Source organism: Achromobacter sp. NPDC008082 (genome assembly GCF_042957345.1).
GTDB classification, from domain to species: Bacteria; Pseudomonadota; Gammaproteobacteria; order Burkholderiales; family Burkholderiaceae_B; genus Achromobacter; species Achromobacter kerstersii_A.
On sequence record NZ_JBIBIB010000008.1, the window covers coordinates 1 to 23,384 of the forward strand.

The 23,384-nt window shown below is 61.6% G+C and carries 18 protein-coding genes, 1 tRNA gene and 1 pseudogene; 4 read left to right on the plus strand and 16 right to left on the minus strand.

What is annotated here, in order from left to right; translation table 11 throughout:
- From ACFZAI_RS28700 to ACFZAI_RS28720, 5 genes are all read right to left on the minus strand, one after another.
- Window positions 1-94: GTP-binding protein (locus tag ACFZAI_RS28700; protein ID WP_005434227.1), on the minus strand; the 94-nt coding region annotated here is incomplete at its 3' end.
- 75 nt (window positions 95-169) lie between these two features.
- Window positions 170-2,272, minus strand: a complete 2,103-nt coding sequence (fusA, locus tag ACFZAI_RS28705) for an elongation factor G (RefSeq protein ID WP_391570293.1) — start codon at window positions 2,270-2,272, stop codon at window positions 170-172.
- Between the two features lie 18 nt (window positions 2,273-2,290).
- Entirely contained in the window at window positions 2,291-2,761 is a 471-nt protein-coding gene (rpsG, locus tag ACFZAI_RS28710; protein ID WP_050450091.1) for a 30S ribosomal protein S7, read from the minus strand.
- Window positions 2,762-2,927: 166 nt separating this feature from the next.
- Entirely contained in the window at window positions 2,928-3,305 is a 378-nt protein-coding gene (gene rpsL, locus ACFZAI_RS28715; RefSeq protein WP_005017264.1) for a 30S ribosomal protein S12, read from the minus strand.
- 569 nt (window positions 3,306-3,874) lie between these two features.
- A complete protein-coding gene (locus ACFZAI_RS28720; RefSeq protein ID WP_391570295.1) occupies window positions 3,875-4,576 on the minus strand; it encodes a response regulator transcription factor in 702 nt (233 codons plus the stop codon).
- Window positions 4,577-4,843: 267 nt separating this feature from the next.
- Between ACFZAI_RS28720 and ACFZAI_RS28725 the strand changes: the two genes are divergently transcribed.
- Genes ACFZAI_RS28725 through ACFZAI_RS28735 form a run of 3 tightly spaced genes read left to right on the plus strand, consistent with a single transcriptional unit; the run spans window position 4,844 to window position 9,073 of the window.
- Window positions 4,844-5,551 (plus strand): response regulator transcription factor, encoded by a 708-nt coding sequence (locus ACFZAI_RS28725; protein WP_391570296.1) that lies wholly within the window; start codon window positions 4,844-4,846, stop codon window positions 5,549-5,551.
- 35 nt (window positions 5,552-5,586) lie between these two features.
- Window positions 5,587-6,696, plus strand: a complete 1,110-nt coding sequence (locus tag ACFZAI_RS28730; protein ID WP_391570298.1) for a FecR domain-containing protein — start codon at window positions 5,587-5,589, stop codon at window positions 6,694-6,696.
- Between the two features lie 10 nt (window positions 6,697-6,706).
- Window positions 6,707-9,073: a CHASE2 domain-containing protein gene (locus ACFZAI_RS28735; protein ID WP_391570300.1), complete on the plus strand. Its 2,367-nt coding sequence runs from the start codon at window positions 6,707-6,709 to the stop codon at window positions 9,071-9,073.
- A gap of 36 nt (window positions 9,074-9,109) precedes the next feature.
- On the opposite strand, the gene ACFZAI_RS28740 is transcribed toward ACFZAI_RS28735, so the two are convergent.
- Entirely contained in the window at window positions 9,110-10,417 is a 1,308-nt protein-coding gene (locus ACFZAI_RS28740) for a serine/threonine protein kinase (protein ID WP_391570301.1), read from the minus strand.
- Between the two features lie 153 nt (window positions 10,418-10,570).
- Here ACFZAI_RS28740 and ACFZAI_RS28745 point away from each other — a divergent pair, with 153 nt between their 5' ends.
- The gene (locus ACFZAI_RS28745; RefSeq protein WP_391570303.1) at window positions 10,571-10,963 is read left to right on the plus strand and encodes a TssQ family T6SS-associated lipoprotein; all 393 of its coding nucleotides are present in this window, start codon (window positions 10,571-10,573) and stop codon (window positions 10,961-10,963) included.
- 138 nt (window positions 10,964-11,101) lie between these two features.
- Here the strand turns inward: ACFZAI_RS28745 and rpoC are convergent, their stop codons facing one another.
- The 10 genes and pseudogenes from rpoC to ACFZAI_RS28795 form a co-directional block, all read right to left on the minus strand.
- Window positions 11,102-15,346, minus strand: coding sequence for a DNA-directed RNA polymerase subunit beta' (gene rpoC, locus ACFZAI_RS28750; protein ID WP_391570304.1), 4,245 nt, complete (start codon window positions 15,344-15,346; stop codon window positions 11,102-11,104).
- Complete coding sequence (rpoB, locus tag ACFZAI_RS28755; RefSeq protein ID WP_054428140.1) at window positions 15,346-19,458, minus strand: DNA-directed RNA polymerase subunit beta; 4,113 nt, start codon at window positions 19,456-19,458, stop codon at window positions 15,346-15,348. Before rpoB ends, rpoC begins: the two co-directional genes overlap by 1 nt.
- 161 nt (window positions 19,459-19,619) lie before the next feature.
- Window positions 19,620-20,000, minus strand: a complete 381-nt coding sequence (gene rplL, locus ACFZAI_RS28760; protein ID WP_006216571.1) for a 50S ribosomal protein L7/L12 — start codon at window positions 19,998-20,000, stop codon at window positions 19,620-19,622.
- A gap of 81 nt (window positions 20,001-20,081) precedes the next feature.
- On the minus strand, window positions 20,082-20,606 hold the full coding sequence (rplJ, locus tag ACFZAI_RS28765) for a 50S ribosomal protein L10 (RefSeq protein ID WP_006227006.1): 525 nt from the start codon (window positions 20,604-20,606) through the stop codon (window positions 20,082-20,084).
- A gap of 256 nt (window positions 20,607-20,862) precedes the next feature.
- Window positions 20,863-21,564, minus strand: a complete 702-nt coding sequence (gene rplA / locus ACFZAI_RS28770) for a 50S ribosomal protein L1 (RefSeq protein WP_391570306.1) — start codon at window positions 21,562-21,564, stop codon at window positions 20,863-20,865.
- A 2-nt stretch (window positions 21,565-21,566) separates the two neighbouring features.
- Complete coding sequence (gene rplK / locus ACFZAI_RS28775) at window positions 21,567-21,998, minus strand: 50S ribosomal protein L11 (protein ID WP_046806050.1); 432 nt, start codon at window positions 21,996-21,998, stop codon at window positions 21,567-21,569.
- Between the two features lie 63 nt (window positions 21,999-22,061).
- Window positions 22,062-22,595, minus strand: a complete 534-nt coding sequence (nusG, locus tag ACFZAI_RS28780) for a transcription termination/antitermination protein NusG (protein ID WP_006216576.1) — start codon at window positions 22,593-22,595, stop codon at window positions 22,062-22,064.
- 9 nt (window positions 22,596-22,604) lie between these two features.
- Window positions 22,605-22,985: a preprotein translocase subunit SecE gene (gene secE / locus ACFZAI_RS28785; protein WP_006227004.1), complete on the minus strand. Its 381-nt coding sequence runs from the start codon at window positions 22,983-22,985 to the stop codon at window positions 22,605-22,607.
- 64 nt (window positions 22,986-23,049) lie between these two features.
- A tRNA-Trp gene (locus tag ACFZAI_RS28790) sits at window positions 23,050-23,125 on the minus strand.
- Window positions 23,126-23,289: 164 nt separating this feature from the next.
- A pseudogene (locus ACFZAI_RS28795) lies at window positions 23,290-23,384 on the minus strand (elongation factor Tu); the annotation flags it as partial.

Sequence of the window (23,384 nt, forward strand, 5' to 3'; positions counted from 1 at the left end):
TAGCTGCCGTCAACGTCGTTTTGCCGTGGTCAACGTGACCAATCGTACCCACGTTCACGTGCGGCTTGGTACGTTCAAACTTGCCTTTTGCCATGATCTCTATCCTTTAACTTTCAAGGAAACTTGAATCTGCCAGGCCGCTCGGATGAGCGGACCTGGCTAGGGTTATTTACTTGGCCCGAGCGGCGATGACTTCGTCAGCGACGTTCTTGGGAGCCTCGGAGTAATGCTTGAATTCCATCGTGTACGTGGCACGACCTTGCGTCAGCGAACGCAGGTTCGTGGCGTAACCGAACATCTCGGCCAGGGGCACTTCAGCCTTGATGGTCTTGCCGCCACCAACCATGTCATCCATACCTTGGACCATGCCGCGACGCGAGGACAGATCGCCCATCACGGTACCGGCGTAGTCTTCCGGCGTTTCGACTTCAACGGCCATCATCGGTTCCAGCAGCACGGGGCTGGCCTTGCGCAGACCTTCCTTGAATGCCATGGAGCCGGCCATCTTGAACGCGTTTTCGTTCGAGTCCACATCGTGGTACGAACCGAAGAACAGCGTGACCTTGACGTCGACGATCGGGTAGCCAGCCAACACGCCCGAAGGCAGCGTTTCCTGGATGCCCTTGTCCACCGCGGGGATGTATTCGCGAGGAACCACACCGCCCTTGATGGCGTCCACGAATTCGTAGCCACCGCCAGGAGCCAACGGCTCGACCTTCAGCACCACGTGACCGTACTGGCCACGGCCGCCCGACTGCTTGACGAACTTGCCTTCAACTTCGTCGCAGGTCTTGCGGATGGTTTCACGGTAGGCCACTTGCGGCTTGCCGACGTTGGCTTCAACGCCGAACTCACGCTTCATGCGGTCGACCAGAATTTCCAGGTGAAGCTCGCCCATACCGGAAATGATGGTTTGGCCGGATTCTTCGTCGCTGCGCACGCGGAACGACGGATCTTCCTGAGCCAGACGCGACAGCGCCAGACCCATCTTTTCCTGGTCAGCCTTCGACTTCGGTTCCACGGCCTGCGAAATCACGGGCTCCGGGAACACCATGCGTTCGAGCAAGATGTGGGAGTCGATGTCGCACAGCGTTTCGCCGGTGGTCACGTCTTTCAGACCCACCACGGCGGCGATGTCGCCTGCCAACACTTCCTTGATTTCTTCGCGGTTGTTCGCGTGCATCTGCAGAATGCGGCCGATACGTTCCTTCTTGCCCTTGATGGGGTTGTAGACCGTATCGCCCGACTTCAAAACGCCCGAGTAAACGCGCACGAAGGTCAATTGACCCACGAACGGATCGCTCATCAGCTTGAATGCCAGCGCCGAGAACTTCTCGTCGTCGTTGGCTTCACGCGTGACGGGATTGCCATCGTCGTCCTGGCCGTCAACCGCGGGAATGTCCACGGGCGAAGGCAGGTAGTCGATGACCGCGTCCAGCATGCGCTGCACGCCCTTGTTCTTGAAGGCGGTGCCGCACAGCATTGGCTGGATTTCGCCAGCGATGGTGCGTTGACGGATGGCCAGATTGATTTCGGCTTCTTCCAAGGAACCCGTTTCCAGGTACTTGTTCATCAGCTCTTCCGACGACTCAGCGGCGGCTTCAACCAGCTTCTCACGCCATTCGTTGGCTTGGGCTTCGAGCTCAGCGGGGATCTCGTGGTAGTCGAACTTGATGCCTTGGCTGGCTTCGTCCCAAATGATCGCCTTCATCTTGACCAGGTCGACCACGCCTTGGAACGTGTCTTCGGCGCCGATCGGGATCACGATCGGCACGGGATTGGCGCGCAGGCGGTTCTTCAGCTGGTCATAGACCTTGAAGAAGTTGGCGCCGGTGCGGTCCATCTTGTTGACGAAGGCCAGACGCGGCACGCCGTACTTGTTGGCTTGGCGCCACACGGTTTCGGACTGGGGCTGAACACCACCCACCGCGCAGTAGACCATGCAAGCACCGTCCAGGACGCGCATGGAACGTTCCACCTCAATGGTGAAGTCCACGTGACCCGGGGTGTCGATGATGTTGATGCGGTGTTCGGGATAGTTCTTCGCCATGCCACGCCAAAACGCCGTCGTAGCTGCCGACGTAATGGTGATGCCACGCTCTTGCTCTTGTTCCATCCAGTCCATGGTGGCTGCGCCATCATGCACTTCGCCAATCTTGTGATTGACGCCGGTGTAGAACAGGATACGTTCGGTCGTGGTGGTTTTCCCTGCATCGATGTGCGCAGAGATACCAATGTTGCGATAGCGCTCGATCGGGGTTTTGCGGGCCATGGTGGATTAGTCCTTAAATTACCAGCGGAAATGGCTGAAGGCCTTGTTGGCCTCTGCCATCTTGTGCGTGTCTTCGCGCTTCTTCATCGCGGCGCCACGACCTTCAGCGGCGTCGATCAGTTCGCCAGCAAGACGCAGATCCATCGACTTTTCGCCACGCTTCTTAGCGGCTTCACGGAGCCAACGCATAGCCAGGGCCAGGCGGCGCACGGGGCGCACTTCAACCGGCACTTGGTAGTTGGCACCGCCAACGCGGCGGCTCTTGACTTCGACGATCGGCTTGATGTTGTTGATCGCCAGGCTGAAAACTTCGATCGGCTCTTTGCCGGTCTTGGTTTGCACTTGCTCGAGGGCGCCGTAAACGATGCGCTCGGCGACGGCCTTCTTGCCGTCCAGCATGACGACGTTCATGAACTTGGCGAGTTCGACGCTGCCGAACTTGGGATCGGGCAGAATCTCGCGCTTGGGTACTTCGCGACGACGGGGCATTGTTGCTTCCTTGTGTCTGTTCAGTTGAACCGTGTTTCATTACACGGCCATGGCCGCCCATTGGGACGACCCCTTACGTGCCGCGCTCCATCCCAGAAACCGGAGGGCGCGGTCGCACTTCCCTAGTGACGGACTTCCGCCACGCGGGGGTACTGCTGACTCGTTATTAAGCCTTCTTCGGGCGCTTGGCGCCGTACTTCGAGCGGGCTTGCTTACGATCCTTGACGCCTTGCAGGTCGAGGGAACCGCGCACGATGTGATAACGCACACCGGGCAAGTCCTTCACACGACCGCCACGCACCAGAACCACCGAGTGCTCTTGCAGGTTGTGGCCTTCACCGCCGATGTACGAAATGACTTCGTAACCGTTGGTCAGACGCACTTTGGCAACCTTACGCAGAGCGGAGTTCGGCTTCTTGGGGGTGGTGGTGTACACGCGAGTGCACACGCCGCGGCGTTGCGGGCAGTTTTCGAGCGCGGGGCTCTTGCTTTTGATGATGCTGACTTCGCGCGGCTTGCGCACGAGTTGGCTAATGGTAGGCATGACCTTTGAAATCCCTTTTACGTACCACTGGTAAGTACTTACGTACTCGTCTCCTCAAGCAGTGATCTTTCGGAGAAGGCAGTTCGCGCAAAACCGCCTCAAACGTTCATATACGTAAAAGAGCGGGCTTGCCAACAAACTATGACAAACGCACAAAACTGGATGCGGCCGGGACAGTCAGGACATATCGGGAAAGATGGACCCAAAAACAAAGGCTCGTGACGCACCTTGGTTCCAGGTTCTGGACAGGTCTTGAACTGTTTACCTTTTAGCGTACAGATTTTGCGCGCGAAATAAAGCAGTAAGCCCTTTAGCATAACTGAGATCTGGGCGCACTGTCAAAGAAATTTGTAAGCCCCACGACGCCGCGCGTTGCCGGCAGAAAGCGGGCAATTAGGCGCCGGTCGTGAAAAATGGGGCCATGTATCGGTGCAGACCCGGTAATCCAACACGGCGGCATTTTGGCCCCGGACGGGGTAATCCCTGGAGGGTTGCCAAGCCGGGTTGCGGGCGGACACACCGAATGCGCCCGCAAACTGCGCTCGCGGAATTTTACGCGCCTGGCCTGGCTATTGGTCAGCGAACAAGTAACCGCTGCCGTACACCGTGCGGATCGGCAACATCACGCCCGCCAGTTCGGCCTTGCGGCGCAGTCGGCTGACGATCACATCGATGCTGCGCGAACCGCTGGAGCGCACGCCGCCGCCCTCCACCCGCAGTTCGTCGCCCAATTCCGAACGCCCGACTGCGCGGCCCGCCACTTCCAGCAGGGAACGCACGATCAACCGTTCATTGGCCGACAGCGAGATGGTCGCCCCTGACGGCGCGACGAGCGTCCAGCCCTGATCCCGCAATTCCCATTGGCCGCTGATGGCGTCTTCGGGAATCGGCGCGTCCTGGCCGGCGGGCAGGCGCCGCGCCAAGGCCAGCAGAATGCACGCCAGTTCACGCGGGTCCTGCGGTTCAGTCAGGCATGCGTCCGCGCCGCTTTGCAGGCAACGCAGACGGCTGTCCACGGTCATGGAGCGGCCCATCACCACAATTCCCATGGAAGACGAGCCGTGCAGCCGCGCGACCAGCGCATAACCAATTTCGCCCAGCGTCCCCACATCCAGGACCACGGCATCGTAGGTGCCGCTATTGAGCAATCCGAACAGTTCCAGCGATGTCGAACAGCCCCGAGCGGAGATCCCTGCTTGCAACAGGGCGGACACAGCGGCGTTTCGAACCACTTCGTCCGGCGACATCATAAGTATGCGCAATTGATTCATAGCTATTTCCACCTCTAACCCGAAACTGCACCGCGTCGCCAATTTGTGACATCAGCGGGCAGGACAGTTGAGACAGTGTGGCGCGTTGTTACGCAACAACTCCAGTCAAGATTCGTTAACTTTGCAATGTTTGACAGTTCTTGCCATAACGTTGCCAGCGTTGCCTTTCTGCGAGTTATCATTCGTTTACACAATTTCGCTCACCCCTCTTGCAGTAGGGCGCCACAGGGCGCGCTTGCGTAGCAAGCCTTCGCGAGAACACGTCTGATGAAAATCGCGTCGCTGGAAGACGACCTCGATCAAGCCCGGCGCATCCAGCAAGTGCTGACCGCCGCGGGATACACCTGCACCAGTTATCACCAGAGCCGTGACCTGCTGGCCGCGTTGCGCACCGAGAGCTTCGATCTCGTGCTGCTGGACTGGCATCTGCCCGATATTGATGGCGACGATGTGGTGCGCTGGTTGCGCGCCAATATCGGCCCCCGCATTCCCGTGATCTTTCTGACCAATCGTGCAAGCGAGGACGATCTGGTGGAAGGCCTGCGCGCGGGCGCCGACGACTACATCGTCAAACCGCTGCGCCCCCTGGAGTTGCTGGCCCGCGTTGCGGCGCTGCTGCGCCGCAGCCAGATCGCCGAACCCGCCAACGATGCTTTCGACATTGCGCGCTACCGCATCGAACCCGCGGCCCGCAGCATCTCGCTGGATGGAAACGCCGTCACGCTCGCGCCAAAAGAATTCGAACTGGCGCTGCTGTTCTTCCGCAATCTGGGCCGCTTGATGTCGCGCGATGTGTTGGCCGAATGCGTGTGGAACCGGGAAATTCCCGCCACCTCGCGCACGCTGGACACGCACTTGTCGAACATTCGCCAAAAGTTGCAATTGCGTCCCGAAAACGGCGTGCGGCTGAGTTCGTCCTATGCCCTTGGATATCGGCTTGAGCTGATCAGCGCCACCGAAGACAGCCCGTCCTGAAACCGACGCGCGCCCCCTCTGGAGAACCGATCGTTATGAGCCGCCGTCGCGCGCTTTCTTTGCCTGTCCTGCTGTCTTGCGCACTGGTTTGCGCCCCCGCGCTCAGCCAGCCGACGGGCGCACTGGGTGAAGACTTCATCTATCGCGTCCGCCAAGGCGACACGCTGATCAACCTGGCCACGCAGTACACGCGCAACCAGGCCAACTGGGCGTCATTGCAGACGCTGAACAAGGTAGTGACGCCGGAGCGCTTGCCGATCGGGCTGGAACTGCGCATCCCGCTGTCGATGATTCCCGAACGCGCCGCCCAGGCGCGCGTGGTTCACGTCAGCGGCCAGGCCAACACCGATGGCAAGGCCTTGCAAACGGGCGCGAACCTGGCCGAAGGCAGCACCGTGGTGACATCGCCCAATGGCTTTGTCACGCTGGAATTGGCTGACGGATCGAAACTCACCCTGCCCGCCGGCGGCTCCGTCGAATTGACGCGGCTGCGCCAGTTTGAAGGCACCGAGCTCACCGATTCCGTCATTCACGTGCAACGCGGCAGCGTTGAATCCACCGTTGCCCCCACGGGGCAAGGCGTGGGCCGCTTTGAAGTGCGCACACCGGTGGCCGTCACCGGCGTGCGCGGCACTCGCTTCCGGGTGCAAAGCGGTGCGGGCGGCGTGCAGAGCGAAGTGCTGGAAGGCAGCGTGCGCCTGCAACCCCACGCGCCAGGCACCCCCCCGGCCAAGCCGGTTGCCGTCGCGCGCGGTTACGGCGCAGCGGTCCACAATGACGGCAGCGTGGCGGGAGTACGCGAACTGCTGGCCGCGCCGCAATTGGGCACGCCCGAACGCTCGGGCGGCGGCGCCTGGACCAGCGTCTTTGCGCCCGTTGCCGGTGCGCAAAGCTACGTGGTGCGCGTATCGCGCGACGCCGAGGGCGCACTGCCCGTGTCGTCTGTCAGCTTTCCCACGAACGACATCCGCTTCACCGCCCCCGGCCCCGGCACGTACTACGTGTCGGTGCGCGCCATCGACGACCTGGGTTTGAGCGGCCAGGATGCCGTCGCCACGTTTGAGGGCGCGAACCAGCTGATGACGTCGTTCGGCCTGGGAGTCTCGAGCGGCACGGGCGGACTCATCACATTGACCGAGTACTAGAGACCGCCTTATGGCCGACGCCACCGACGCCCTTGACCGGACCTCGCGCTCAGGGCTGTGGCTGACGGTGGTGCTGGCCGTGCTGGCGGCCGTGCTGGGCTCGTTCAATGGACTGGGCCGGGTCGACCAGATTCTTTACGATCGCGCGGTCTCCATGACCGGGCGCCCCGCCGACCCCGACATTCTGATCGTCGCCATCGACGACACCAGCATCGACACGCTGGGCCGGTGGCCATGGCGCCGCGCCATCCACGCAGCGATACTGGACCGGCTGCAAGGCGCCCGCGCCGTCGGGCTGGACCTGATCTTCGCGGAAAGCGATACCGTCAATCCGAACGACGACCTGATCCTTGCCAACAGCATCCGGCGCAACGAAAAAACCGTTTTGCCGATCGTGCTGGACCGGCTCAATCATCCTTCGGCAATCGGCGCGCCCATCCCGGGCCTGGCCAACGCCGCGGCCGGCAGCGGCTTCATCAATGCGCGCATCGACCCGGATGGCGTCGTCCGCGAAGCCACATTGATGACGCACTACGCCAGCGACCGCCAATATCATCTGGCCATCTCCATGCTGGAAGTCGGCGGCCAGAGCGAAGCGGCGCAACGGTTGCTGAAGCGGGCTGGCCCCGACGGCACCATCCTCATTCCGTACTCCGGGTCCACCGCGCACATGCGCACGGTGTCGTATCTGTCGGTGCTGCGCGGCGAGGTCCCGGCCGACGAGCTGCGCGGCAAATACGTGCTGGTCGGCGCCTGGGCAACGGGACTGGGCGATGCCTACCCCACGCCGGTATCGCATGATCTCAGCGGCATGTCTGGCGTGGAGATCATCGCCAACCTGTTGCAAGCGGCGCGCGACGACATTTCCTACCAGCGCCCCGCCGCGGCATGGAACGCGCTGTTCTCCGCCCTGCCCGTGCTGCTGGCCTGCCTGGCGCTGTGGCGCTTGTCGCCCAAGCGCGCGCTGCTTGTCAGCATTGCGCTGTTCGCGTGCATCCTGCTCGTGTCGTGGCTGCTGCTGGCTTACGCCTATTTGTGGTTCGCGCCCACTGCTGCTTTGGTGGGGGTCGCCCTTTGCTACCCCTTGTGGAGCTGGCGCAGCCAAGAGGCCGCGCTGCGCTACATGGATCACGAACTGCGGCGGCTTCAGCGGGAATATCCGCCAGTGCTGAACGAAGCGCGCGCCCAGCAAACCGGGCCCAATGCATCACTGGAAAGCCGTGTCGGCGAATTGCAGCGCGCGCTGGAACGCGTACGTAACCTGCGCCGCTTCCTGGCTGATGGCTTGGATGGCATGCCCGACGCTACGCTCGTCTTTGATCAAGACGGCCGCATGCAATTCCGCAACCAGGCCGCGGTGATGTACTTCCAGCGCCTGGGCATGCGGCCGCCGCGCGTCGGCCACCCGGCCACGCATCTGCTGGAAAAAACCATCTCTGACGACCTGACGCGGCAGCGCGTGGCCGAAGCCTTGAGCGGCCAGCGTTCAACCGAGGACACGTCGCCGTGGACGGCCGACCTGGAAGTGCGCGACTACGCGGGCCGCGACCTGATCCTGAAGTGCGCCCCCATCCATACCGCCGAAGGCCGGTTCGCAGGCACCGTCGCTACGCTGACCGATATCTCCCGTATCCGGCAAGCGGAGCGCCAACGCGAAGAGACGCTGCGCTTCATCTCGCACGACATGCGCGCGCCGCAAAGCTCCATTCTTGCGCTGGTGGAAATGAAGCAGGAAAGCGGTACGCCAGATGGCCAGAGCGAGACGCTGTCGCGCATTGCCATGCTGGCCAACCGCACGCTGCATCTGGTCGATGATTTTGTGCACCTGACGCGCGCGGAATCCATGACGATCAGCGCGGTCGAGCTGGATCTGAGCAGCCTGCTGCAAGACGGCGTGGACGAATTCTGGGCGTCGGCGCACAAGCGCGACATCACGCTCGGCTTGCGGATGCCGCTGCCCGCGGCTTATTCGCGCGGCGATCAGACCTTGCTAATGCGCGCGTTGTGCAATCTGATCGACAACGCCATCAAATACAGCCCCGCGCACACGCGTATCGAATGCGGCATCGAGGACGCAGCCGGCTTCTGGCGCGTCAGCATCCGGGACCAGGGTCAGGGTATTGCCGAAGCCGATCTGGCGCAGTTGTTCGAGCCCTTCGCCCGAGTCGGGGTCGAAACCAAGGGCGACGTGGGCGGGGCGGGACTCGGCCTGGCGTTCGTGCGCACGGTGGCCGAACGCCATGGCGGATCAGTGGAAGTGCAAAGTGAACTGGGCGTGGGCTCGGTCTTCACCTTGTGCCTGCCCATCGCGCCGGAGTCGCAAGACGACCAAGCGAACGTACAAGCGGACGTACAGGCGGACGTACAAGCGGGCTGACGCCGCGCTTGCCTTATCCTTCTTCGTCGTGGACGCCTACTGGAAGACGTGAGAGATCACCGCGGGCTTGCCCGCCTTGATCTCCAGCGTGCCTCGGTATGGCGGCAAATCCGCGTTGCGCAGCACCACCTGATATTTGCCCGGGATCAGCCGCAATTCTTTGACAGGCGGGCTGATGCCGCGCGCAATGCCGTTGACCCACACCTCGCCCCAGGGGCGGATATCCAACCGCACCGTGACAGGCACCGCCAAGGGTTTGGGTTTGGCGACTTCCTCCGCAGGTGCGACAGGAACCGCAGGCTCTTGCACGGCAGGCGCTGCCGGCTCGCTGCGCAACGCCGATGGGTCGGCAGACGCGCCAAGACCATTTTGCGCCGCCAGCTGCGTGGACGACGCGGACGACGAAGGCTCGCCCTGCGCGGCAGGTGACGCCGGCGGTTGCCATTGCGCGGTCGGCAACGACGAGGTCGCGGCAACGACAGGCGGCGCAGCCGGCGGCGGCGTGGTGACCGCGGGCGGCGCAAGGGGATGGTCCGCCGGCGGATTGGGCGTCACAACCTCAGAACGGGTGATCAGCGCGTTGGGAGTATGCACACCCCATTGCAGCCACCCATACGTACCGATGCCGATCAACGCCACCAAGCCCAGCAACGCCAACAGGGGACGACTACGGCGAACGGGTCTGCGTACCGGTGCAGAGGCGGCCGGAGCGGCATAGGCGCCGCCAGCGGCCGTATCCGTTTCGGCGGGTGCGGGCTCGATATAGGCGGCAACTCCCAGCAAGGCGGCCAGTTCGGCCAGCGTCTGCGGCCGGTCGGCCGGCGTCATGACCAGGCCTGCATCGATGACCCGCAAGAACTCTGGGCTGTACTTGGACAAGCCCAGCGATGCCAAGGGCTCGTAGGTATCGGTGGCGCGGCGTTCAGGCGCAGGCGGCGGGCGGTGCCCGGTCACCAGGGCGTGCATCACGGCGCACAGCGCGTAGATGTCGCTCCAGGGGCCGCGCGGCCAATCGATGGAATCGGTATAGAGTTCGAACGGCGCGAAACCGGGCGTCGGGCTGCGGCTGGAACGCCGCGACCGCGCAACCACCAGTTCGGGCAGCAAGTGGGCGCGCGCGCCCTCATCCATGCCCACCGTATCCAGCGAAATATCCCCACAGATCTCACCCTGCGCATGCAGGGCGATCAGCGACGGCAGCAAGTCGGACAGCAGCCGCTTGATGCGCGTTTCCGGCACGCCGCCCGCCGTGCTGGCGGCGATCGCGCTCAACGGGCGCAGCGCTAACGGCGCAGCTCCTGAGAAGGGGCCACGCGGCGTCAGCAGGCCGGTGGGGGAAGACATGATCGGAATTGCGCTCATGCGCGAAAATCGTGCAAAGGTTGAATAGGTTGAATATTATCCAATCCGCAACACCAGGACATTGCCGAAAATGTCCGAGCGCATCAGGCTGTGGCACGATAGCGCATCGCCCACCCCCTATTTCCCTAATAAGCTATGAAAATTCGCCTTCTGAGCAGTCTGCTCGGCGCGTCAATGGTCCTGGCGGGCTGCGCCGGCGTCCAACAGCAACCGGAAAGCCCCGCCACGCCCGAAGCGCTGGCGCAATTGCAACAAGTTCGCGACACCTATGGCGCCGGGCGTTACGGCGAGGTCATTCGCACCGTCGCCACCTCGGACACCTTGGCGACGTCCACCAAGGCGGTGCGTATCGAAGCCTACAAACTGCAAGCGTTCAGCTATTGCGTCACCCGCTACGCGCAATTGTGCGAAGACAGCTTCGTACGCATCCTGACGCTGGACCCGGCATTCGAACTTGCGCCAAATGAAGCCGGCCATCCGTCCTGGGGCCCCGCCTTTCAGCGCGCCCGCGCGCAAACCGCGAAGTAATCCCCCCGCACGGCACACGCCCCACAATCGGGCAAAAGCAGGACAAAAAAAGGCCGCTGATTCGCATCAGCGGCCTTTTTGTTTACCGTCCCCACGCCGGTACAGCGCGCGGGGACCGGTAAGGGTCGGGAAATCCGCTTATTCGGCGGAGTCCTCGGCGCCAAGGTCGGCAGCCGGGGCCTGCTCGTCCGCGCCCACCGTAACCGGCGAGTCCTCGAACGGGTTGGCCTGCTGGCGAGCGGCTTCGCGTTCCGCTGCCTCCAGCTCTTCCTTGTCGCGGCGTGCATGGTGGTAAGCCAGGCCGGTACCCGCCGGGATGAGGCGGCCGACGATGACGTTTTCCTTCAAACCACGCAGGTCGTCGCGCTTGCCCATGATGGCGGCTTCGGTCAGGACACGCGTGGTTTCCTGGAACGATGCAGCCGAGATGAACGAGTCGGTCGACAGCGAGGCCTTCGTGATACCCAGCAGCACGTTGTCGTAGGTCGCCGGGATACGCTCTTCGGCAGCCATACGGTCGTTGGCGTTCAGCAGTTCAGAGCGCTCGACTTGCTCGCCCGGGATGAACTCGGTATCGCCAGCGTCAACGATGTTCACACGGCGCAGCATCTGACGAACAATCACTTCAATGTGCTTGTCGTTGATCTTCACGCCCTGCAGACGGTACACGTCCTGCACTTCGTCGACGATGTACGTCGCCAGCTTCTCGATGCCTTGCAGGCGCAGAATGTCGTGGGGATCGGCCGGGCCGTCCACGATCATTTCGCCCTTGTTCACCACTTGGCCGTCGTGCACCAGAACCTGCTTTTCCTTCGGAATCAGGAACTCGTGGCTCACGCCTTCCAGGTCGGTGATGACCAGACGCTGCTTGCCCTTCGTGTCCTTACCGAACGACACCGTACCGGTGACGTCGGCGAGCATGCCGGCGTCCTTCGGCGAACGGGCTTCGAACAGTTCGGCCACACGCGGCAGACCGCCGGTAATGTCGCGGGTCTTTTGCGATTCTTGCGGAATACGCGCCAGAACTTCACCCACGGCAACCTGCTGGCCGTCGCGCACGGTAATCAGCGCGCCCACCGGGAACGAGATGTTCACCGAGTGATCGGTGCCGGCGATCTTGACGTCTTCGCCGTTCTCGTTGACCAGCTTGATCTGCGGACGCATGACGATCTTGCCGCCACGGGTCTTCGGCGTGATGACGACGAGCGTCGACAGGCCGGTGACTTCGTCCACCTGCTTGGCAACGGTCACGCCTTCTTCGATGTTCTCGAAGCGGACGGCGCCACCGTATTCCGACACGATCGGACGGGTCAGCGGGTCCCACGTCGCCAGACGTGCGCCAGCCTTCACGGCTTCGCCATCGCCCACCAGCACGGTCGCGCCGTACGGGATCTTGTGGCGTTCGCGTTCGCGGCCGTTGTCGTCGAAGATCGCCAGTTCGCCAGAGCGCGAAATCGCCACACGTTCGCCCTTGGCGTTCGTGACATAGCGCATCGTGCTGGCAAAACCGACCTGACCGCTGGACTTGGTTTCCACCGCGCTGGCCAGAGCCGAACGCGACGCCGCGCCACCGATGTGGAACGTACGCATCGTGAGCTGCGTGCCGGGTTCACCGATGGACTGAGCAGCGATAACGCCAACTGCTTCGCCCTGGTTGACCGGCGAACCGCGGCCCAGATCGCGGCCGTAGCAGTGTGCGCACAGACCGTGACGCGTTTCGCACGTCAGCGGGGTGCGGACCTTGACTTCGTCCACGCCGATGCGGTCGATGGTGTCGACCAGATCTTCGTCCAGCAGGGTGCCGGCGACAATCGCCGTTTCCTGCGTGTCCGGGTTGATGATGTCCACGGCGGCAACACGACCCAGGATGCGGTCGCGCAGCGGTTCGATGACTTCACCACCTTCCACCAGGGCCTTCATGTTGTAGCCCAGCGACGTACCGCAATCGTCCTCGGTAATCACCAAGTCTTGCGTCACGTCGACCAGACGACGAGTCAGGTAACCCGAGTTTGCGGTCTTCAGTGCCGTATCAGCCAGACCCTTACGCGCACCGTGAGTCGAGATGAAGTACTGAAGCACGTTCAGACCTTCACGGAAGTTCGCGGTAATGGGCGTTTCGATAATCGAGCCGTCCGGCTTGGCCATCAGGCCGCGCATACCGGCCAGCTGGCGGATCTGGGCGGCCGAACCGCGAGCGCCCGAGTCAGCCATCATGTAGATCGAGTTGAACGATTCCTGGCGCACTTCTTCGCCGTGACGGTTCACAACCGGCTCGGTAGCCAGTTGTTCCATCATCGCCTTGCCGACCTTGTCGCCAGCCTTGCCCCAGATGTCCACAACGTTGTTGTAGCGCTCTTGGGACGTGACCAGACCCGACGAGTACTGCTTGTCGATTTCCTTCACTTCGCGGCTGGCTTCAGCCAGGATGCCTTCCTTGGCGGTCGGGATCAGCATGTCGCCCATGGCGATCGAGATACCGCCGCGCGTGGCCAGCTTGAAGCCGGACTGCATCAGCTTGTCGGCGAAGATCACCGTGTCGCGCAGGCCGCAACGGCGGAACGACTGGTTGATCAGGCGCGAGATTTCCTTCTTCTTCAGTGCCTTGTTCAGCACCGTGAAGGGCAGGCCCTTCGGCAGAATTTCGGACAGCAGCGCGCGGCCAACCGTCGTCTCGTGACGGCGGATAACCGGTTGCCATTCGCCAGCCTCGTCGCGCTCGTGCTCTTTCAGACGCACGGTCACGCGGGATTGCAGCTCGACTTCGCCGTTGTCGTAGGCGCGTTGCACTTCAGCGACGTCGGTGAAGAAGATGCCTTCGCCGCGGCCGTTGATGCGCTCACGCGTCGTGTAGTACAGACCCAACACGATGTCTTGGGACGGCACGATCGACGGTTCGCCGTTGGCCGGGAACAGCACGTTGTTCGACGCCAGCATCAGCGTGCGCGCTTCCAGCTGGGCTTCCAGCGACAGCGGCACGTGAACAGCCATCTGGTCACCGTCGAAGTCGGCGTTGAACGCCGCGCAAACCAGCGGGTGCAGCTGGATGGCCTTGCCTTCGATCAGGACCGGCTCGAAAGCCTGGATGCCCAAACGGTGCAGCGTAGGCGCACGGTTCAGCATGACCGGGTGTTCGCGGATGACTTCTTCCAGGATGTCCCAAACCACCGGTTCCTGGCTTTCCACCAGCTTCTTGGCAGCCTTGATGGTCGTGGCCAGGCCCATCATCTCCAGACGATTGAAGATGAACGGCTTGAACAGTTCCAGGGCCATCAGCTTGGGCAGACCGCACTGGTGCAGCTTCAGCTGCGGGCCCACCACGATGACCGAACGGCCCGAGTAGTCGACGCGCTTGCCCAGCAAGTTCTGACGGAAACGGCCGCTCTTGCCCTTGATCATGTCGGCCAAGGACTTCAGCTGGCGCTTGTTGGCGCCCGTCATGGCCTTGCCACGGCGGCCGTTGTCCAGCAGCGAGTCAACGGCTTCTTGCAGCATCCGCTTTTCGTTGCGCAGGATGATTTCCGGCGCCTTGAGCTCCAGCAGGCGCTTCAAGCGGTTGTTGCGGTTGATGACGCGGCGGTACAGGTCGTTCAGGTCGGAGGTCGCGAAGCGGCCGCCGTCCAGCGGCACCAGCGGACGCAGGTCCGGCGGCAGCACGGGCAGCACTTCCATGACCATCCACTCGGCCTTGATGCCCGACTTCTGGAAGCCTTCCAGCACCTTCAGGCGCTTGGAAATCTTCTTGATCTTGGCTTCCGAGCTGGTGGCCTTCAGTTCGCCGCGCAGCGTTTCCACTTCGCGGTCGATGTCGATGGTGCGCAGCAGTTCGCGCACGGCTTCCGCGCCCATCAGGGCACGGAAGTCGTCGCCGTACTCTTCGGTCTTGGCGAGGAAATCGTCATCCGACATGATCTGGCCGCGCTTGAGCGGCGTCATGCCAGGTTCGATCACGCACCAGGCTTCGAAGTACAGAACGCGTTCGATGTCGCGCAGGGTCATGTCGAGCACCATGCCCAGACGCGACGGCAGGCTCTTCAGGAACCAGATGTGCGCGACGGGGCTGGCCAGCTCGATGTGGCCCATGCGTTCACGGCGAACCTTGGCGACGGTGACTTCAACGCCGCACTTTTCGCAGATCACGCCACGATGCTTCAGGCGCTTGTACTTGCCGCACAAGCACTCGTAGTCTTTGATCGGGCCAAAGATCTTGGAGCAGAACAAACCGTCACGCTCAGGCTTGAACGTGCGGTAGTTGATGGTCTCGGGCTTGCGAACTTCGCCGTAAGACCACGAACGGATCTTCTCGGGCGAGGCGATGCCGATCTTGATGGCATCGAATTGCTCGTCTTGCGAGACTTGCTTAAATAGGTCGAGTAGCGCTTTCATTAGTTACGCTCCAAATCCATGTCCAGGGCCAACGAGCGGATTTCCTTCACCAGCACGTTGAACGATTCCGGCATGCCGGCGTCGATGACGTGGTCGCCCTTGACGATGTTTTCGTATACCTTCGTACGGCCAGTGATGTCGTCCGACTTCACCGTCAGCATTTCTTGCAGGGTGTACGCGGCGCCGTATGCTTCCAGCGCCCACACTTCCATTTCCCCGAAACGCTGACCACCGAACTGCGCCTTACCACCCAGCGGCTGCTGCGTGACCAGCGAGTACGGACCCGTCGAACGCGCGTGCATCTTGTCGTCGACCAAGTGGTGCAGCTTCAGGTAGTGCATGTAGCCGACGGTCACGGGGCGCTCGAATTTCTCGCCCGTGCGGCCGTCAAACAGCCAAGCCTGCGTACGCGAAGGCGTCAGCGCCATGCGCTCGGCGACGTCGTCCGGATAGGCCAGCTCCAGCATCGTGGTGATTTCCTCTTCGGTCGCGCCGTCAAAGACGGGCGTCGCGAACGGCACGCCGTTCTTGAGGTTCTGGGCCATTTCCATGACTTCTTCGTCGGTCAGCTCGTCGATGCGGGCGCCGGAACCGGTCGTGTTGTAGACCTTGTCCAGGTAAGCACGGACGTTCTTGACCTGCGCCGTGCGCTCGTCGCGCAGCAGATCGGCAATGCGGTGGCCCACGCCCTTGGCAGCCCAGCCCAAGTGCACTTCCAGCACCTGGCCCACGTTCATCCGCGAGGGCACGCCCAGCGGGTTCAGAACGATGTCGGCCGGCGTGCCGTCAGCCATGTGCGGCATGTCTTCCACCGGGGTGATGCGCGAGACCACACCCTTGTTACCGTGACGGCCTGCCATCTTGTCACCCGGCTGCAGACGACGCTTCACAGCCAGGTAGACCTTGATCATCTTCAGCACGCCCGGGGGCAGCTCGTCGCCCTGCGTCAGCTTCTTGCGCTTCTCTTCGAAGGCCAGATCAAACTGGTGACGCTTCTGCTCCAGCGATTCCTTGGCTTGCTCCAGGACGACAGCGTGCGGCTCATCGGCCAGACGGATGTCGAACCACTGCCAGCGGTCCAGATCAGCCAGGTAAGCCTTGGTGATCGTGGCGCCCTTGGCCAGCTTGCGCGGGCCGCCGTTGACGGTCTTGTTGACCAGCATCTTTTCGATACGGTCGAACTGGTCGTTTTCAACGATGCGCAGCTGGTCGTTCAGGTCTTGGCGATAGCGGCGCAGTTCATCGTCGATGATGGACTGGGCGCGCTTGTCGCGCACGATGCCTTCACGCGTGAACACTTGCACGTCGATGACGGTGCCGGTCATGCCCGAAGGCACGCGCAGCGAGGTGTCCTTAACGTCGGACGCCTTTTCACCGAAGATGGCGCGCAGCAGCTTTTCTTCCGGCGTCAGCTGGGTTTCGCCCTTCGGCGTGACCTTGCCGACCAGCACGTCGTCGGCGCTGACTTCGGCGCCAATGTACGTGATGCCCGAATCGTCCAGACGGTTCAGTTGCGTCTCAGCCAGGTTGCTGATGTCGCGCGTGATTTCTTCCGGACCCAGCTTCGTGTCGCGGGCGACAACCGTCAGTTCCTCGATGTGCACCGAGGTGTAGCGGTCATCAGCCACAACCTTTTCGGAGATCAAGATCGAGTCTTCGAAGTTGTAGCCGTTCCACGGCATGAACGCGATCAGCATGTTCTGACCCAGGGCGAGTTCGCCCAGGTCGGTCGATGCGCCGTCGGCCAGCACGTCACCCTTGGCAACCTTGTCGCCACGCTTGACGATAGGACGCTGGTTGATGTTCGTGTTCTGGTTCGAACGCGTGTACTTGATCAGGTTGTAGATATCGACACCGACTTCGCCGGCGACGTTTTCTTCGTCGTTCACGCGAATCACGACGCGCTCGGCGTCAACGTGATCGACCAGACCGCCACGCAGTGCCTGCACGGTCGTGCCCGAGTCAACGGCCACGGTGCGCTCGATACCCGTACCCACGACCGGCTTTTCCGGACGCAGGCAAGGCACGGCCTGACGTTGCATGTTGGCGCCCATCAGTGCGCGGTTCGCGTCGTCGTGTTCCAGGAACGGAATCAGCGACGCAGCAACCGACACGATCTGCGACGGGGCAACGTCCATGTAGTGCACGTTGGCCGGCGAGGTCAACATCGTTTCGCCTGCTTCACGGCAAGCGACCAGGTCGTCAACGAACGCGCCTTCCTCGTCCAGCGCGGCGTTAGCCTGCGCGATGACGTAGTGGCTTTCTTCGATGGCCGACAGGTAATCGATCTGCTCGCTGACGCGGCCGTCGATAATCTTGCGGTAAGGCGTTTCCAGGAAGCCGTACTCGTTCAAACGAGCGTACAGCGCCATGGAGTTGATCAGACCGATGTTCGGGCCTTCCGGCGTTTCGATCGGGCAGACGCGGCCGTAGTGGGTCGGGTGCACGTCACGGACTTCAAAGCCGGCGCGCTCGCGGGTCAGACCGCCCGGGCCCAGTGCGGAAACACGACGCTTGTGCGTGATTTCCGACAGCGGGTTGGTTTGGTCCATGAACTGCGACAGCTGGCTCGAACCGAAGAACTCCTTGATGGCTGCCGAGATCGGCTTGGAGTTGATCAGGTCGTGCGGCATCAGGTTTTCGGTCTCGGCTTGGCCCAGACGTTCCTTGACCGCGCGCTCGACACGCACGAGACCGGCGCGGAACTGGTTTTCGGCCAGTTCGCCCACGCAACGCACGCGACGATTACCCAAGTGATCGATGTCGTCGATCTGGCCACGGCCGTTACGCAGCTCAACCAGCACCTTGATGGTTTCAAGGATGTCTTCGTTGGTCAGCGTCATCGGGCCGGTGATGTCTTCACCACGGCCCAGACGGCTGTTGACCTTCATGCGGCCAACGCGCGACAGGTCGTACGTCTCTTCGCTATAGAACAGACGCTGGAACAGCGCTTCCACCGCTTCTTCGGTGGGCGGCTCGCCAGGACGCATCATGCGGTAGATGGCAACGCGCGCGGCCATCTGGTCGGCGGTTTCATCGGTGCGCAGCGTTTGGGAAATGTACGGACCACGGTCCAGATCGTTCGTGTAGAGCGCCTGGATGTCGTAGACGTTGGCTGCGCGCAGAGCGCCCAGCACGCTTTCCGTGATTTCGTCGTTGGCGTTGGCGATAACTTCGCCGGTATCTTCGTCAACGATGTTCTTGGCCAGCACGCGGCCGTACAGGAAGTCTTCCGGCACGGAGATGCGCTGGATGCCGCCGGCAGCCAGGTCGCGCAAATGCTTGGCATTGATGCGCTTGTCTTTTTCGACGATGACCTTGCCATCGCGGTCCGAGATGTCGAAGCGGGCCATTTCGCCCTTCCAACGCTCGGGCACGAATTCCATCATCGCGCCTTCGCTCTTCAGTTCGAAGTTATCGAAGTCGAAGAAGTTGGCCAGGATGGATTCCGGCGTCATGCCGATGGCCTTGCACAGGATCGTGACAGGCATCTTGCGACGGCGGTCGACGCGGAAGAACAGGACGTCCTTCGGGTCGAATTCGAAGTCCAGCCACGAACCGCGGTAAGGAATCACGCGGGCCGAGAACAGGAGCTTGCCGGAGCTGTGCGTTTTGCCGCGGTCGTGTTCGAAGAACACGCCAGGCGAACGGTGCAGCTGCGACACGATGACACGCTCGGTGCCATTGATGACAAAGGAACCCGTGCCCGTCATGAGCGGAATTTCGCCCATGTAGACTTCCTGTTCCTTCACTTCCTTCACGGTCGGCTTGCTGACTTCGCGGTCAAGCAGCACCAGGCGGACCTTGGCTCGCAGGGGCGAGGCATAGGTCAGACCACGTTGCTGACATTCCTTGACATCGAACACCGGTTCGCCGAGCACGTAGCTCACGAACTCCAAGCGCGCCATACCGTTGTGACTAACGATCGGGAAAATCGACGAGAACGCCGCCTGCAAACCGTCGGCTACGCGATCGGACGGGGCGGTATCCGCCTGCAGGAAAGTTAGGTAGGATTGAAGCTGTGTCGCCAAAAGGAAAGGAACGTTTTGAACGTCTTCACGCTTGGCGAAGCTTTTGCGGATGCGCTTTTTTTCGGTGTACGAGTAAGGCATGAGCACTCCGACTCGAGGTTGCATGGGCCGTCAACCACGGCCCTAGGTGATACGACTCCAGGAAACCCCCCTGAAAGGGCATGACCCCAGTAGGGGTTTCCTGGAAACGCAAAAGCCCGGGGACTGCAAACTGTGCTGTCCCCGGGCAGTTGACGCAGGTCTTACTTGACTTCGACCTTGGCGCCAGCTTCTTCCAGCTTCTTCTTGGCGGCTTCGGCGTCAGCCTTGGCCACAGCTTCCTTGACGGGCTTCGGAGCGCCGTCAACCAGGTCCTTGGCTTCCTTCAGACCCAGACCGGTCAGCTCGCGCACGGCCTTGATGACGCTAACCTTGTTCGCGCCGGCTTCCAGCAGGACGACGTTGAACTCGGTTTGCTCTTCAGCAGCGGCGGCAGCGCCACCAGCGGCGGGAGCAGCAACAGCGACAGCAGCGGCAGCAGCCGACACGCCGAACTTCTCTTCCATTTCCTTGATCAGCTCGGACAGCTCGAGCACGGTCATGCCAGCGATGGCGTCAAGGATTTCAGCTTTGTTAAGTGCCATTTTTCAGAACTCCAAATATTTTGGTAATGCCAGGGTTTGGGTGTCGCTTCGTCGTTCAGCGAATTCCGGACAGCAGGGCGATTAGGCCGCTGCCTTTTGGTCGCGCACAGCCGCGAGGCCACGGGCGAACTTGGTCGGAACTTCGTTGAGCGTACGCACGAATTGCGCGATGGGGGCTTGCATGGTGCCAAGCAGTTTCGACAGCAACTCTTCGCGGGACGGCATGGTGGCCAAGGCCTTCACACCATCTTGGGTCAGCAGGCTGTTGGGCAATGCGCCCGCCTTGATGACCAGCTTGTCGTTGCTTTTCGCGAAACCAGCGATGACCTTAGCCGCCGAAACCGGATCAGCGCTGATGCCATAGATCAGCGGACCAGTCAGTTGCTCAGCCAACGGCTCGAAAGCCGTGCCGGCAACAGCACGACGGGCCAGCGAGTTCTTCAGAACACGCAGATACACGCCCGATTCACGCGCAGTTTTGCGCAGTACGGTGACAGAGGCGACGTCCAGACCACGGTACTCAGCGATAACAATCGATTGGGCCTTGGCAACTTCAGCCGAGACTTCCTCGATTACCACCGCTTTCTCTTGACGATTGAGACTCACGGTTTGAACACTCCATCAAAAGACGCCTGGGGCCTAAGCCTTGCGCGTCAACCGAATGCGGCGCCTGGTCGAGTTCTTCTTGTAAAGAAATCTTCCTGGGGACGCCGTCTACGCTGGATCCGAACTAGATGAGCTTCGGGATTAAGCGGGACAGCGGGGGTGTCAGACACCGTTCTACTGTCCTGCTCCAGCGGTCTTTGACAGCAACATCCGGAGGAATCCGGATGCAGCCCAAAGTACGTTTACTGCTGTTGGCTTAGTTGGAAGCCGACAGCGAGGCAATTTCAACGCGAGCACCGCCGCCCATCGTGGACGAGACGGCCAGCTTGCGCAGGTAAATGCCCTTGGCAGCTGCGGGACGGGCCTTTTGCAGGGCGTCGACCAGAGCAGCCAGGTTGGTTTGCAGCTGAGCCACGTCGAACGACGCGCGGCCGATCGTTGCGTGGATGATGCCAGCCTTGTCGGTACGGTACTGAACCTGACCGGCCTTGGCGTTCTTCACAGCGGTAGCGACGTCCGGGGTCACGGTGCCAACCTTCGGGTTCGGCATCAGGCCACGGGGACCCAGGATCTGACCCAGGGCACCCACGACACGCATCGTGTCGGGCGAAGCGATGACCACGTCAAAGTCCATTTGACCGGCCTTGATCTGGTCAGCCAGGTCGTCCAGGCCAACGATGTCGGCGCCAGCAGCCTTGGCGGCTTCAGCTTTTTCGCCTTGGGCGAACACGGCCACGCGGACCGACTTGCCGGTGCCGGCGGGCAGAACGACCGAACCGCGAACCAGTTGGTCCGACTTCTTCGGGTCGATGCCGAGCTGCACAGCAACGTCGATCGATTCGTTGAACTTGGCGACAGCCGTTTCCTTGACCAGGGTCAGGGCGTCAGCGACCGGGTACAGCTTGGTACGGTCGATCTTTTGTGCAATAGCGGCGGCGCGCTTGGACAGTTTTGCCATGATTAGATCCCCTCAACCGTGATGCCCATGCTGCGGGCGCTGCCAGCGATCGTACGCACAGCGGCGTCCAGATCAGCGGCGGTCAGATCGGGGCCCTTGGCCTTCGCGATTTCTTCAGCTTGAGCGCGCGTCAGCGTGCCGACCTTGTCGGTATGCGGCTTGGGCGAACCCTTTTGCACGCCAGCAGCCTTCTTGATGAGGACCGTCGCGGGCGGGGTCTTCATGATGAAGGTGAAGCTCTTGTCCGCGAAAGCGGTGATCACCACCGGAATCGGCAGACCAGGCTCCATGCCTTGGGTCTTGGCGTTGAACGCCTTGCAGAATTCCATGATGTTCAGGCCACGTTGACCCAGTGCCGGGCCAATCGGGGGGGAGGGGTTAGCCTTACCAGCCGGTACTTGCAGCTTGATAAAGCCGACGATCTTCTTCGCCATGCTTTGCTCCTTGCGGGTTATATCGCCCGGGCCTTAGTGGCCTGGGCTCCCCGGGGGTTGAAATCAGGTCTTTTCGACCTGGCTGAAATCGAGTTCGACGGGTGTGGCGCGACCAAAAATGGTGACCGACACGCGCACCTTGCTCTTTTCGTAATTGACTTCTTCGACGTTGCCGTTGAAGTCTGCAAACGGACCTTCCTTGACCCGAACCATCTCGCCCACTTCGAACAGAATCTTGGGGCGGGGTTTCTCGACACCCTCTTCCATCTGGGAGAGGATTTTCTCGACTTCCTTCTCGGAAATCGGGGTCGGACGGTTACCCGAGCCACCCAAAAAGCCGGTGACGCGGTTCGTATTCTTGACCAAGTGCCACGTTTCGTCGGTCAGGTCCATTTCAACCAGGACATAACCGGGGAAAATGCGGCGTTCGGTGATCGACTTCTGTCCACCCTTGACCTCGACGACTTCTTCGGAGGGCACAAGGATTCGGCCAAAAGAGGTTTGCAAGGCGGCGCGCTCGATGCGCTCGACGAGGGCCTTGTGAACGCTCTTTTCCATGCCGGAGTACACATGGACGACATACCAACGCTTACTCATTCGCCGTCCTTATTTCCAGCCCAACAACAGGCCGTAAAGAATCCATTCGATGCCCTTGTCGAGCACCCACATGAAAATGCCCATGACCGCCACGAACGCGAAAACGATACCCGTCATCTGGGTCGTTTCCTTGCGGGTGGGCCATGCGACACGCTTGACTTCGTTGTAGGACTCGCTGGCAAAGCTCAGGGTGCGGCGGCCGGGTTCGCTGAACCAGGCAATGACGGCTGCGATGACGAGGCCGCCGACAAACACGCCGATACGAGCAGGCATCGGCTGTGCGCTAAGCACGGAAAACCCGACGATGCCAGCAATAACGACGAGAACCGCCAGCCCGAGCTTGACCCGGTCGGCGGTACTGGTTACGGTTTCTACGCTGGTATTAGACATATTGCGACGCGAGCCGCCGTGAATGCGTAACTCGCGATGATCTCCCGCGGGTTTATCCTGGCGGTGGCAGGGGCAGTAGGAATCGAACCTACAACCTTCGGTTTTGGAGACCGACGCTCTGCCAATTGAGCTATGCCCCTAAAACACTACTGGCTTGCACTACATTCACTGGCTTGCCCGGCCTACACATGATCAGCTTCTAGCGCTGCCCACTGCGTAAGGTTACGGAGCCAAACATCATACCACTTTTACGGCAAAAATGGGTAGAGGGACTTTTCGTCCTCTCTACCCACTTGGGTATTGCTTACTTCAGGATCTTGGCGACGACGCCGGCGCCGACGGTACGACCGCCTTCACGGATGGCGAAACGCAGACCTTCTTCCATGGCGATCGGAGCCA

Bases quoted from the DNA above. Each gene is read 5' to 3' on its own strand.
- fusA (WP_391570293.1), bottom strand. From the start codon at position 2,272: ATGGCCCGCAAAACCCCGATCGAGCGCTATCGCAACATTGGTATCTCT.
- rpsG (WP_050450091.1), bottom strand. From the start codon at position 2,761: ATGCCCCGTCGTCGCGAAGTACCCAAGCGCGAGATTCTGCCCGATCCC.
- rpsL (WP_005017264.1), bottom strand. From the start codon at position 3,305: ATGCCTACCATTAGCCAACTCGTGCGCAAGCCGCGCGAAGTCAGCATC.
- ACFZAI_RS28720 (WP_391570295.1), bottom strand. From the start codon at position 4,576: ATGAATCAATTGCGCATACTTATGATGTCGCCGGACGAAGTGGTTCGA.
- ACFZAI_RS28725 (WP_391570296.1), top strand. From the start codon at position 4,844: ATGAAAATCGCGTCGCTGGAAGACGACCTCGATCAAGCCCGGCGCATC.
- ACFZAI_RS28730 (WP_391570298.1), top strand. From the start codon at position 5,587: ATGAGCCGCCGTCGCGCGCTTTCTTTGCCTGTCCTGCTGTCTTGCGCA.
- ACFZAI_RS28735 (WP_391570300.1), top strand. From the start codon at position 6,707: ATGGCCGACGCCACCGACGCCCTTGACCGGACCTCGCGCTCAGGGCTG.
- ACFZAI_RS28740 (WP_391570301.1), bottom strand. From the start codon at position 10,417: ATGTCTTCCCCCACCGGCCTGCTGACGCCGCGTGGCCCCTTCTCAGGA.
- ACFZAI_RS28745 (WP_391570303.1), top strand. From the start codon at position 10,571: ATGAAAATTCGCCTTCTGAGCAGTCTGCTCGGCGCGTCAATGGTCCTG.
- rpoC (WP_391570304.1), bottom strand. From the start codon at position 15,346: ATGAAAGCGCTACTCGACCTATTTAAGCAAGTCTCGCAAGACGAGCAA.
- rpoB (WP_054428140.1), bottom strand. From the start codon at position 19,458: ATGCCTTACTCGTACACCGAAAAAAAGCGCATCCGCAAAAGCTTCGCC.
- rplL (WP_006216571.1), bottom strand. From the start codon at position 20,000: ATGGCACTTAACAAAGCTGAAATCCTTGACGCCATCGCTGGCATGACC.
- rplA (WP_391570306.1), bottom strand. From the start codon at position 21,564: ATGGCAAAACTGTCCAAGCGCGCCGCCGCTATTGCACAAAAGATCGAC.
- rplK (WP_046806050.1), bottom strand. From the start codon at position 21,998: ATGGCGAAGAAGATCGTCGGCTTTATCAAGCTGCAAGTACCGGCTGGT.
- nusG (WP_006216576.1), bottom strand. From the start codon at position 22,595: ATGAGTAAGCGTTGGTATGTCGTCCATGTGTACTCCGGCATGGAAAAG.
- secE (WP_006227004.1), bottom strand. From the start codon at position 22,985: ATGTCTAATACCAGCGTAGAAACCGTAACCAGTACCGCCGACCGGGTC.